Annotated in this window: 9 protein-coding genes; 7 read left to right on the forward strand and 2 right to left on the reverse strand. The window is 50.2% G+C overall.

Translation table 11 applies throughout. The features are described 5' to 3' along the window. Positions 1–65: 65 nt before the first annotated feature. From LN341_RS10110 to LN341_RS10135, 6 genes are all read left to right on the forward strand, one after another. Entirely contained in the window at positions 66–821 is a 756-nt protein-coding gene (locus tag LN341_RS10110) for an ATP-dependent zinc protease (RefSeq protein ID WP_046222322.1), read from the forward strand. 97 nt (positions 822–918) lie between these two features. Continuing rightward, on the forward strand, positions 919–2,424 hold the full coding sequence (locus tag LN341_RS10115; RefSeq protein WP_234203212.1) for an inactive transglutaminase family protein: 1,506 nt from the start codon (positions 919–921) through the stop codon (positions 2,422–2,424). A 3-nt stretch (positions 2,425–2,427) separates the two neighbouring features. After that, positions 2,428–3,399 (forward strand): alpha-L-glutamate ligase-like protein, encoded by a 972-nt coding sequence (locus LN341_RS10120; RefSeq protein WP_046222320.1) that lies wholly within the window; start codon positions 2,428–2,430, stop codon positions 3,397–3,399. Positions 3,400–3,508: 109 nt separating this feature from the next. Next, positions 3,509–4,657 carry a MalY/PatB family protein gene (locus LN341_RS10125; protein ID WP_234203213.1) on the forward strand — a complete coding sequence of 383 codons (1,149 nt, stop codon included), beginning with the start codon at positions 3,509–3,511 and terminating at the stop codon, positions 4,655–4,657. Positions 4,658–4,745: 88 nt separating this feature from the next. Next, entirely contained in the window at positions 4,746–5,267 is a 522-nt protein-coding gene (locus LN341_RS10130; RefSeq protein WP_046222318.1) for a VC2046/SO_2500 family protein, read from the forward strand. 244 nt (positions 5,268–5,511) lie between these two features. Further along, the gene (locus LN341_RS10135) at positions 5,512–6,201 is read left to right on the forward strand and encodes an SDR family oxidoreductase (protein ID WP_046222317.1); all 690 of its coding nucleotides are present in this window, start codon (positions 5,512–5,514) and stop codon (positions 6,199–6,201) included. Between the two features lie 126 nt (positions 6,202–6,327). Here LN341_RS10135 and adhE read toward each other — a convergent pair whose 3' ends face one another. Continuing rightward, positions 6,328–9,042, reverse strand: a complete 2,715-nt coding sequence (gene adhE, locus LN341_RS10140; protein WP_046222316.1) for a bifunctional acetaldehyde-CoA/alcohol dehydrogenase — start codon at positions 9,040–9,042, stop codon at positions 6,328–6,330. 649 nt (positions 9,043–9,691) lie between these two features. Here adhE and LN341_RS10145 point away from each other — a divergent pair. After that, on the forward strand, positions 9,692–10,540 hold the full coding sequence (locus tag LN341_RS10145; RefSeq protein ID WP_046222349.1) for an ion transporter: 849 nt from the start codon (positions 9,692–9,694) through the stop codon (positions 10,538–10,540). Positions 10,541–10,629: 89 nt separating this feature from the next. Here LN341_RS10145 and cysS read toward each other — a convergent pair whose 3' ends face one another. Then, positions 10,630–12,009, reverse strand: a complete 1,380-nt coding sequence (cysS, locus tag LN341_RS10150) for a cysteine--tRNA ligase (protein WP_234203214.1) — start codon at positions 12,007–12,009, stop codon at positions 10,630–10,632. Positions 12,010–12,139: the final 130 nt, after the last annotated feature.

Here is a 12,139-nt window from a genome sequence, read left to right on the forward strand (position 1 = left end):
ACGCTAAACTACGGCCCCCTAAAGAAAAATAAATAATTACACGATATCCACTTTTGGGAGAAAGCATGCTTGGCCGCAGCGTTACCTTGATTGCATTGACATTAATTTCCGGCTGCTCAATGCTGAAAACCGAACCCAGCCCGCAGCGGGAAACAAATACACTGACTGCGATTGAAATGATGGAAACCAATGTTCATTTTCGTCTGAATCGCATGTCGCAACAAATAAATGAACAAAATGAAAACATTGCTAAGTTAGAAAAAGAGCTATCATCAATGTCAGAAGAACTGAATAAAGTTGCTTCTGTTTCATCGTCTAAACCTGAAGTCATTGTTGAGAAAAAAATAGTGCCGGTACCACAAAAAACTATTGATATCGATCCTAAAACTGCCCATGGCAAAGTTATCCTGGGCGAAGAAGAATGGATCTGGCTGGACTCAGTGCAATCCTTTTTTAAAGCACGGGTTGACACGGGTGCGACAACCTCTTCGATCAACGCACTGGATATCCAGATCTTTGAACGGGATGGCAAGCAGTGGGCCAAGTTCAATCTCAGCCACAGCGGCGAAGAGAATCAGCCTGCCGATCAAATCGTGGAAGCCCCGATTGTCCGCTGGGTGAAAATCCGTCAGTCTTCCGCCGATGATACCGAGCGGCGCCCCGTCGTTGAAATGTGGCTGAAACTCGGCAAATTGCATGAAAAAGCACAGTTTACTCTGGCAGACCGTACGCAAATGACTTATCCGGTCTTGCTAGGGCGGGAATTCTTTAAAGATGTCGCACTGGTCGATGTCGGGAAACAATTCATCCAGGGACGATAACCGTTTTCATCGTGGGGCATGACAACCTGTCATTGCCCCATTTTCGTTTTCATCGTTTCGTTTGCTTCAACCAATAAAGGAAAAATTAGAGGTTGTCATGACGTCAAGAATTCCATTTTATTTTCTCATCACCTTGCTCGTCATTGCCGGGACAGCGCTGAGTCTCTACCGCCATGATATTTATGGTGTGCCTTGGACACCGGGCGAAGAACGTGCCTTGTGGGAACTGGAAGCCAGAGTCGAGTTTGATGCCATCGGCAAGCCGGTCAAGGTTTCAATGGCCGCCCCGGAATCACAGCAGGGCTTCACGCAAATCGACGAAAGCACCTCATCACCAGGTTATGGCGTCGCACTGATCGATACCGATCAGGGACGCCGGGCGGAATGGTCAATTCGTCAGGCATCCGGCAAACAGGTGCTGTATTACAAAACACAGATGCTTGTCGACCCGCTGGCCAGTTACTCGACGGATAAACCCAGAGGCAAGCCTGAGACGCCCAGCCTGGATAATCCTCAGGAAACAGCAGCCAAAGCCATGCTGGCTCAGGCAAGAACGCTGTCGGCGGATAATCTGACACTGACCCGGGAAATTCTGAAACAGCTCAATGACAGGAATAACCAAAACGCTTCCTTGCTGCTCAATGCTTTTCCCCGGGAAAATGTGGTGGTTTTTTTACTCTCGATGGAAGGGATAAATTCCCGCATCGTGGGTGGCTTGCAGCTTGAAGATGGCCGACGTCGTCAAAGCATCAGCCCTATGGTTGAAGTGTGGGGCGGTGAGAAATGGCACTTATTCGATCCGCAAACCGGCCAGGAAGGCAAACCAAACGATGTACTGGTCTGGAATCAGCAAGGTCACTCCTTACTGGATGTGATCGGTGGCCGTAACTCCAATATCAGCTTCTCGATCATTTCGCAGGATATTACCCCGCAGCAGGCCACCCGTGAAAAAGTCCAGGCGGAAGATCTGCTGAACTTTTCAATCCACAGTCTGCCGATTGAAGAGCAGGCGATGTTCAAAACCATCATGCTGGTCCCGATAGGCGCGTTGATCGTGGTCTTCCTCCGGGTCATCGTGGGCCTGAAAACCTCGGGGACTTTCATGCCGGTCCTGATTGCGGTGGCCTTTGTACAGACGCAACTGATTACCGGTGTGCTTGGCTTTTTGTTGATTGTCGGGACAGGTTTAATCATCCGCAGCTACTTATCGCGGCTGAACTTACTGCTTGTGGCCCGAATATCAGCCGTCATTGTGACCGTTATACTCATTATTTCGATCTTCACCGTGGTGGCCTTCAAAATTGGCCTGGTAGAAGGTCTGACAATCACCTTCTTCCCGATGATCATCCTGTCCTGGACGATTGAGCGGATGTCAATTCTGTGGGAAGAAGAAGGGGCGAAAGAAGTCTTTATCCAGGGTGGTGGCTCGCTGTTAACGGCGATCATCGTTTATCTGGTCATGACCAATGATCTGGTGCGTCACTTGACCTTTAACTTTATCGGCCTGCAACTGATTATAATGGCGATGATTCTGATGCTGGGTAACTACACAGGCTACCGCCTGAGTGAGCTCAAACGCTTTAAGCCGTTAGCGGAGGATTAAGCCATGTTTTTATCGCGTTATACTACGCCATGGCGTCTGCGCGAGCGCGGCATCATGGGCATGAACAAGCGCAACCACAGCTATATCGGTCGATACAACGACCGCAGTCTGTACCCGCTTGTCGATGATAAGCTGAAAACCAAGATCATCGCCCAGCGTGCAGGTGCCACTGTGCCTGAACTGATCGGGGTCATTCGAAGCCAGGTGCACGTGAAAGAGATTCACGACATGGTGCGGGACTGGCCGGGTTTTGTGATCAAACCGGCTCAAGGCTCTGGCGGGAAAGGGATCCTTGTCATTATCAAGCATGAAAACGGCTTATACACCAAGCCGTCCGGAGCGGTGATTAATAAACAAGATGTTGAAAGACACATCACCAATACCCTGGCCGGGCTCTTTTCTCTCGGGGGCAAGAACGATGTGGCCATGGTCGAAAACCTGATCCAGTTTGATAATGTCTTCGACGGCTTCAGCTTTGAAGGGGTACCAGATATCAGGGTGATCGTATTTAAAGGTTACCCTGTCATGGCCATGATGCGCTGCTCAACCTCAGCCTCTGACGGTAAGGCCAACCTGCACCAGGGAGCCGTTGGGGTGGGTATTGATATTGCGTCCGGCAAAGCGGTTCGTGCAGTGCAGTTTAACCTGCCGGTCGAGCGCCACCCGGACACGGAACGTTTACTCAGCGAACTGGCCGTTCCCAACTGGCCTAAATTGCTGGAACTGGCAGCCAGTGCATGGGAAATGACAGGCCTGGGCTATCTGGGGACTGACATGGTACTGGATAAAGTCAAAGGCCCTATGGTTCTGGAACTGAATGCCCGTCCGGGTCTGGCGATCCAGACAGCCAATGGCTGCGGCTTGCTGCCGCGACTTCATCACATCGAAAGCCTGGGTACGCCGTCGAAAATGCCCACACCGGCTGAACGCGTCGCGTATGCCGCCGAGCAGTTTGGTGCAAAACCACTGTTCTGATCACTTCAACAGCCCCGGTTTCTGACCGGGGCTTTCTTCTTCAGGCCAATTCGGCGCATAATAGCTCAGTCATCATATTCATTGATTTCAACTGGTTATTGGAGAGCCTATGTCAGAGATCCTGCGTTTATTTGACCAGCCGGTGGATCGCACCAAAAGTAACAGCACAAAGTGGCTGAAGTATCAGGGAAAAGATATTCTGCCAATGTGGGTAGCAGACAGTGACTTCAGAGTACCGGACGCGATCACCCAAGCTCTCCACCAGCATGTCGAGCACGGCGTCTTTGGCTACGGATCAGTCCCTGAATCACTGAGTGAGTTGCTGGTTGAACGCATGGCGACACTCTATCACTGGCAGATCAAACCGGAATGGATTGTCTATTTACCCGGTCTGGTTTGCGGTCTCAACCTGGCTGTTCGTGCCTGTACCGAGCCACATCAGACTGTGGTCAGTCCCAGGCCGATCTACCCCAAGTTCTTTACTGCGGCAAAATACGCATCACGCCCACTGGCCTACTCCCCCGTAACCTTACAGCAAGGGCGATGGCTGATGGATCTGGACGCAACCGAGGTCCCGGCCGACAGCAAACTGCTACTTTTTTGCAATCCGTTAAATCCCGGCGGGACTGTCTACACACGGCAGGAGCTGGAGGCGCTGCACCATTTTGCCAAAAAGCATGACTTGTATGTCTGTTCCGATGAAATCCACTGCGATTTGCTCCTGAATGAAAACGCCCGTCATATTCCCTTTGCCAGTCTGAATGAAGATGCCGCGCAGCGCTCCATCACCCTGATAGCGCCAAGCAAGACGTTTAATATTGCCGGACTTGGCGCATCAATGGCAATCATTCCCAATTTCGAACTGCGACGCCGTTTCAACCGTACACGGGCCGGCATAGTCCCTGAGGTCAATGTGCTGGCTTATACCGCCGCCGAAGCCGCGTACCGTGATTGCCAACCTTGGCTCGACAGCCAGCTGCACTATCTGCGTCAGCACAGAGACAGGCTGATGACAGCTATCAACAGCATGCCAGGACTCAAACTGCATCCAATTGAAGCGACCTACCTGGCCTGGATTGATGCCTCCGGCCTGCCTGTGGCAAACCCGCATGCCTTTTTTGAAGCCGCCGGTGTTGGCTTCTCACCTGGTGCTGATTTTGGCCATTCCGGATTTGTCAGAATGAATTTTGGCTGTACCAGTCAGACTTTGGAACTGGCGATATCGCGCATGAAACACGCCATTGATTCAATCGGTTAATAATTAGCCATCTGATAGCCATTACCGCTAAAGATTTTCACTGCCTGTCCGATAGAGTTAACACTGGTTTTAATTTCTGTCGGACTCCATGCAAATCCATACCATAGACAAAGCACAGCTGATCAACGAAGTGCAGCTTGGTAACCAGCTTAACCGTGCGGTTGAGCAAGGGCGCCGATCTGACTTCGCACTGATGCTGGCTATGTTATCGCCGGACTATCTGGAAACCACGCCGACCGAAAAACCACTGCCGCCCGCAACCACAGAGGAACAGTTGCGGGCCTATTTTGAGTTGCAGGAACCGGCTCCTTTATCCACCTCTGAATTCTGCTACCCGCGGGGTGCAGAACAATCCAATGCTTTTCATTATGGCGGCCTTTCAGCCACCCGACTGCTCAGCTCGTTACAGCCTATTGCAATGACGTTTCCCCCTCAGGATACGAAAGGTTTACCAGAAGAGCTGTACCATAATCTGTCCGGGCATGAGCGTCGCCGCCTGCCGCCCACTCAGCCAGAACCAATCAAAGGCTCTCCGCAGGATCTCTATCTGAATCTTATTCGGGCCAAACGTTCCGCTGAAATGTACGGCGCCGTTGCTAAGGTCTGCTGATCACCCCTCATCTTCATTTCCGTTATTTTTCAGTCAATTAAGAAAATTTCTCGTGGCATATCACAAAGTACTAAATTTCGTGACAAGCGTCATATGCCAAACAATTGAATGCCGCTTTACCGACGCTCTTCACTAAGATTTAACATTATAGGGGTGTGATTCGTTGATTGAATCCTTTGGGTGAAGGTGTACAGCCGTCATTGCTGTTCGACTTCTGAGTATCCACATACAGGAAGATTGCGCTATGAATATTGCAGACTCAGTTATTCTCATTACTGCTGCAGGCTGCCCACTAGGAAAAGCAGCATCGTTCCATTTCGCCTCATTAGGTGCACGGATAGCCTTGGTCGATACAGATAGTGAACGACTACACATGAACCATCAGGAATGCTTGGCCCGCGGCAGTGAATGCTATGCGCTTTGCCTGTCCGACAATAAAGAAGCCACGATTGCCAGCGCCATTGATGCGGTACACGAACAGTACGGAAAAATTGATGTGCTGATCAACTGCTGGCTGGGTGTCGATATTCCCATGCTCCTGACCCAGACCTCAGTGGAAGAATTTTGCCAGCTGATGACAGAAGGCACCTCTGCATTTCTTTCCTTTGGCAAACAAACCGCAAACTATATGCGTGAACATCATCAGTCTGGGGTGATTATCAATTTAGCCGCTTGCCGGCCTGAAAACCCCATCCCTTTAAGCAGCAGCTCCAAAGCCATGCTGGCGGGTTTTACACAAAGTTGGTCGAAAGAACTGGCGCAATACAAAATTCGTGTCGGGGGTGTTTTCCCGCTGATTTTTGATGAGCGGCATGACTTACCCCCCAGCACCCTGCTCAGTCTGCCGATGCAGTATGAAATTGCCCGTAGCGCGGAGTACATCGTCTCAAACGACTATTTCAACGGCAGAATGATTGAAGCGGAAGTGGTCTGAACCCTGACACCTCAGCGAGCTCCCCCCTTGTCCTCGCAATCATTCACGTCATTGGCAGTCATCTGTCGGACGGCATTAAAAAACCCGCCAGCTGGCGGGTTTTTGTTTTACTCAACCGGTAGACTATCAAGCCTTAGCCGCAACCTTCTTGCTTTTTGCTGCCGGCATCACTTTGGTGACTTCAGCAGGCTTTTGATCTGCATTTTTCTTGATTACAGTCGTGCCTTCAAAGGTTTCCCCTTCGACATACGCCTTTCCGTAATAAGAAGCCAGAAGCACCTCTTTCAGCTCGCTAATCAGCGGATAACGCGGGTTCGCGCCGGTGCACTGATCATCAAAGGCTTCAACGGCCAGTTCATCCAGTTTTGCCAGGAAGTCAGATTCTGATACGCCTGCCGCCTGAATGGACTTAGGAATATCCAAATCATCTTTCAGCGCATCCAGCCAGCTCAGCAAGCGCTCAATTTTCTGTGCAGTACGGTCACCGGGCTGAGAAAGGCCCAGGTGATCGGCCACTTCGGCATAACGACGACGCGCTTGCGGGCGGTCGTACTGAGAGAAAGCCGTCTGCTTGGTTGGATTGTCGTTGGCGTTATAACGCACCACATTCGCTATCAGCAAGGCGTTTGCCAGACCATGCGGAATATGGAACTCTGCGCCGATCTTGTGCGCCATAGAGTGACACACGCCCAGGAAGGCATTGGCAAATGCAATACCGGCGATGGTTGCCGCGTTATGAACTTTCTCACGGGCAATCGGGTCTTTCGCACCGTTGGCATAACTGGAAGGCAGGTATTGCTTGAGCAGTTGCAGTGCCTGCAATGCCTGGCCATCTGAATACTCGTTTGCCAACACAGAAACATAGGCTTCCAACGCATGGGTCACCGCGTCATAGCCACCGAAAGCCGTCAGTGATTTGGGCATGTTCATCACCAGATTGGCATCGACGATTGCCATCTGTGGTGTCAGTTCATAATCAGCCAGCGGGTATTTCGCGCCTGTCTCGTCATCAGTAACAACCGCAAACGGCGTCACTTCAGAGCCCGTACCGGATGTGGTAGTAATACACACCAACTCCGCTTTTTTACCCATTTTCGGGAATTTGTAGATACGTTTACGGATATCCATAAAGCGCATCGCCAGCTCTTCAAAGTGGGTTTCCGGATGTTCATACATCACCCACATGATTTTCGCGGCGTCCATCGGTGAACCACCACCCAGCGCAATGATCACATCAGGCTGGAAGCTCTTCATTGCTTCCGCACCTTTTTTGACTATGGTGAGCGTTGGATCGGCTTCCACATCGTAGAAAGCATGGACATCAATGCCCTGTGCTTTGAGCAATGTCATCACTTCATCAGCATAGCCGTTATTAAACAGGAAGCGGTCGGTCACCAGAAAGGCACGTTTCTTATCTTCCAGATCCGTCAGCGCCACAGGCAGGCTGCCACGGCGGAAGTAGATGGACTTAGGCAATTTGTGCCACAGCATGTTTTCAGCTCGCTTCGCCACTGTTTTCTTGTTGATCAAGTGCTTAGGCCCTACGTTTTCAGAGATAGAGTTCCCCCCCCATGAACCGCAGCCTAAAGTCAAAGATGGCGCGATGTTGAAGTTGTACAGATCACCAATCCCGCCATGAGTCGTCGGGATATTCACCAGAATTCGCGCGGTTTTCAGCTTGTCACCAAAATACTTAATGCGATCTTCATTGATATCCTGATTGGTGTATAAGCCCGAGGTGTGACCAATACCGCCAAGATCAACCATCTGGCAAGCCATCTCTACTGCATCTTCGAAGGTTTTGGCACGGAACATCCCCAGGGTTGGCGACAGTTTCTCATGAGCAAACTCTTCATCAATCGTGATGGCCTCACCTTCACCAATCAGCACTTTAGTATCTGCAGGCACTGACACCCCGGCCATTTCAGCAATTTTTGTTGCGGGCTGGCCGACGATGTCGGCATTCAGGTTCCCTTCAATCAAAATCACTTTGCGGACTTTATCGGCTTCTTCTTTGCTCAGGACATAGCCTTTGTGGCTGGCAAAACGCGCCTTCACTTCGTCATAGATTTCATCCATCACGATCACGGCCTGCTCTGAGGCACACACCACGCCATTATCAAATGTCTTCGACATCAGCACAGAGGCCACAGCACGTTTTACATCGGCCGTTTCATCAATCACCACAGGCACGTTACCGGCGCCGACGCCAATGGCCGGTTTGCCTGACGAGTAAGCCGCTTTCACCATGCCCGGACCGCCGGTGGCCAGAATCAGGTTCAGATCCGGGTGCTTCATCAGAGCGTTAGACAGCTCAACCGAAGGCTGATCAATCCAACCGATAATATCTTTCGGCGCGCCAGCCGCGACGGCTGCGTCCAACACCAGCTTCGCCGCTGCATTGGTGGATGCTTTCGCCCGTGGGTGCGGAGAGAAAATAATACCGTTCCGGGTTTTGAGTGAAATCAGGGATTTGAAGATCGCTGTTGAGGTTGGGTTTGTCGTGGGCACAATGCCGCAGATGATACCGACAGGCTCTGCGATGGTGATGGTGCCGAACTCGTCATTCTCTTCCAGAATGCCGCAGGTCTTTTCGTCTTTGTATTTGTTGTAAATAAATTCAGAGGCAAAGTGGTTTTTGATCACCTTGTCTTCAACGATCCCCATGCCGGACTCTTGTACGGCTTGCTGGGCCAGAGGAATACGAGCATTGTTTGCCGCCAGAGAGGCGGCACGGAAAATCTTGTCTACTTGCTCCTGCGAGTAGGTGGCAAATATCTTCTGTGCGGCTTTTACACGGGCAACCATTGCATCGAGTTCTGCCAAATTCGTTACAGGCATAGTCAAACTCCTAACTTTAAGATTGAAAACTTTTTAGTAAGGATACGTCTCTGATTCCTTGCCATGAGAGCGCTTCACGCCAATTGAGCACACTTAGTAAATTGCTTTCAAAACTGATTTTATGACTTCATTGCCAGGTGAGACTTGATCTGGATCATGCTAAACGCACACATCAACACGATGTCACAAGCCAGAAAAAAGCAATCAAGTCAATTATTTAAAAAGCAACTCAATTGAAATCATTCACAAAACAAATGTTTACACACTCGCCACCATGAAAATAAATTTCACACCGGTAATTTTATTTCACAACGAAAGAACAGAGTTAGCTCCCGCAAACGGCTACGGGCAAATACCCCGTTATGGGTAGTATTCACACCACATAAAGCCTAATCCAGTAAGGCTCAGAACGACAATGTCACTGTATGACTTTTTTACTGCCAATAAGCAACATCGAGCATAAATCTAGTAGAGAAAGCAGGAATAACAAAGAAAAACAGTGAAATAGAAGCAGTCAAGCTTGTTTTCTCCTGCTGCTGTCAACTGAGTCAGCGCTTACCGGCAGCAGGCGCACATCGCGCGGAAATGGCTCTGGCAAAGGCCGCGACTCTTAAGTATGCTTTATTTTTCAATCGCTCAGATGTTATTTATGTCCGACTCAACACTCAAAGAAAAACTCTACATCACCATCTTTGGCACCCACACCCCGGCGGGCAAAGCATTTGATATCACACTCATTCTGACCATACTGGCATCGATCATTGTACTGATGCTCGGGTCTGTCAGCCCGATCAGCCAGGAGTGGGGGCAGCTGTTCTACCGGATGGAATGGGGATTTACACTGATCTTTACGCTTGAGTATCTGCTCAGGCTGTACTGCTCTCCCAAGCCGGCCGCGTATGCCCGGAGTTTTTATGGCCTTGTCGATTTGCTGGCTATTTTACCCACCTATCTGGTGTTTTTTTTCCCGGCCGCCCATTACCTGATGGTCATCCGGTTACTGCGAGTCATGCGTATATTTCGGGTACTAAAGCTGGTTCGCTATCTGCAAGATTCTAATTTGCTGCTGAGATCCTTATTACAATCCAGCCGCAAGATTTTTATCTTTTTCACGACGGTCGCGATCCTGGTTACTGTATTTGGTTCACTGATGTTTGTGATTGAAGGACCAGAACATGGCTTTACCAGCATTCCTTACAGCATTTACTGGGCCATCGTGACCTTAACAACTGTAGGCTACGGCGATCTGGTGCCTCAGACAGATCTCGGCAAAACACTCGCCTCTTTCACGATGCTGCTGGGTTACTCCATTATTGCCATCCCCACTGGTATTATCACGGCAGAAATTGGCCACCAGAGTCAGTTACACCGAAGCCTGGTGAAATGCATGAACTGCTCACGCTCAGGGCATGAACCCGACGCCATCTTCTGTAAACACTGCGGCAGCGAACTTGCACATCCGGATGACAGGGTCGTCTCTGCACCTGTCTCAAAATGATCTCAGAATAACGAAGCCGGATCAGCACGCACAAAAAAGCCCTCTTGCGAGGGCTTTCTCATTCAGTTTTACCATGATCCGATAAACGGTTATTTACGGCGCCAGGTCGTACCTTGCGGACCATCTTCAAGAATGATACCCATTGCAGTCAAGGTATCACGGGCGGCATCTGCAGCTGCCCAGTCTTTGGCAGCACGGGCATCCAGGCGTTGTTGGATAAGAGCTTCAATTTCGGCCACATCATCTGCCTTGGCACTGCTTTGCAAGAAGGTTTCTGGATCCTGCGCCAGCAGTCCCAGTACTTCGCCCAGTGCACGCAACTGAGCACCGAGCGCTGAGGCCGCCTGCAGATCTTCACCTTTCAGGCGGTTAATCTCACGCGCCATATCAAACATCACAGAGTAGGCTTCCGGTGTATTAAAATCGTCATCCATGGCCGTGGTAAAGCGTGCGACAAAGGCTTCACCACCCTGTGCGGCAACGTCCGTATCCAAGCCACGCAGTGCCGTATACAGACGCTCCAGCGCGGAACGCGCTTGCTTCAAGTTCTCTTCGCTGTAATTAAGCTGGCTGCGATAATGGCCTGACATCAGGAAATAACGAACCGTTTCAGCATCGTAATGACCTAAAACGTCACGAATGGTGAAGAAATTACCCAGTGATTTGGACATTTTCTCCCGATCAACCATGACCATACCGCTGTGCATCCAGGTATTCACATACTGGGTATCATGGGCACAGCAGGATTGTGCAATTTCATTTTCGTGATGCGGAAACTGAAGATCAGAGCCGCCGCCGTGAATATCAAAATGATCGCCCAGAATGGCAGAGTTCATCGCAGAACATTCTATGTGCCAGCCCGGACGGCCAGGACCCCATGGCGATTCCCAGGTCGGCTCACCCGGCTTGGACATTTTCCACAGTACAAAATCCAGCGGGCTGCGTTTTGCTGTTTCAATGTCGACACGTGCACCGGCTTGCAGCTGCTCCAGATCCTGGCCAGACAGCTTACCGTATTCGTCAAACTTACTGACTTCAAACATCACATCGCCGTTGTCTGCCACGTACGCGAAACCGCGTTCGATCAGACGCTCACACAGTGCAATGATTTCCGGAATAAACTGAGTTGCACGCGGCTCAATATCCGGACGCGCCATGCCTAAAGCATCAAAATCGGCGTACATTTCACCGATCAGGCGCTCAGTCAAAGTCTCGCAACTTTCACCGTTTTCTGCTGCGCGTTTGATAATTTTATCATCAATATCCGTGATATTACGGACAAACGTCAAATCATAACCGCTGTATCGCAAATAGCGTGAGACCACATCGAATGCAACAAAGGTGCGTCCATGGCCGATGTGACATAAATCGTAAATCGTAACCCCGCAGACGTACATGCCTATTTTACCAGGCACTATGGGTTTAAATTCCTCTTTTTGTCTAGTCAGTGAGTTATAGATCTTTAACATGTCTGATAATTACTCATTTCAGGGGTTACGATTCAAAGGGCTGATTATACCCAAGTCGCCTCAAGATGCTAGGTTCAGCGAGATTTGCATGCTTTGCTGGCGCGGTCGCGATTTTACCAATCCCAACCCT

The sequence above is a fragment of the Photobacterium sp. TLY01 genome (assembly GCF_021432065.1).
Lineage (GTDB): Bacteria > Pseudomonadota > Gammaproteobacteria > Enterobacterales > Vibrionaceae > Photobacterium > Photobacterium halotolerans_A.

Coding starts and splice junctions, on each gene's coding strand:
- LN341_RS10125 (WP_234203213.1), top strand. CDS start 3,509: ATGTCAGAGATCCTGCGTTTATTTGACCAGCCGGTGGATCGCACCAAA.
- LN341_RS10135 (WP_046222317.1), top strand. CDS start 5,512: ATGAATATTGCAGACTCAGTTATTCTCATTACTGCTGCAGGCTGCCCA.
- adhE (WP_046222316.1), bottom strand. CDS start 9,042: ATGCCTGTAACGAATTTGGCAGAACTCGATGCAATGGTTGCCCGTGTA.
- LN341_RS10110 (WP_046222322.1), top strand. CDS start 66: ATGCTTGGCCGCAGCGTTACCTTGATTGCATTGACATTAATTTCCGGC.
- LN341_RS10120 (WP_046222320.1), top strand. CDS start 2,428: ATGTTTTTATCGCGTTATACTACGCCATGGCGTCTGCGCGAGCGCGGC.
- LN341_RS10115 (WP_234203212.1), top strand. CDS start 919: ATGACGTCAAGAATTCCATTTTATTTTCTCATCACCTTGCTCGTCATT.
- LN341_RS10130 (WP_046222318.1), top strand. CDS start 4,746: ATGCAAATCCATACCATAGACAAAGCACAGCTGATCAACGAAGTGCAG.
- cysS (WP_234203214.1), bottom strand. CDS start 12,009: ATGTTAAAGATCTATAACTCACTGACTAGACAAAAAGAGGAATTTAAA.
- LN341_RS10145 (WP_046222349.1), top strand. CDS start 9,692: ATGTCCGACTCAACACTCAAAGAAAAACTCTACATCACCATCTTTGGC.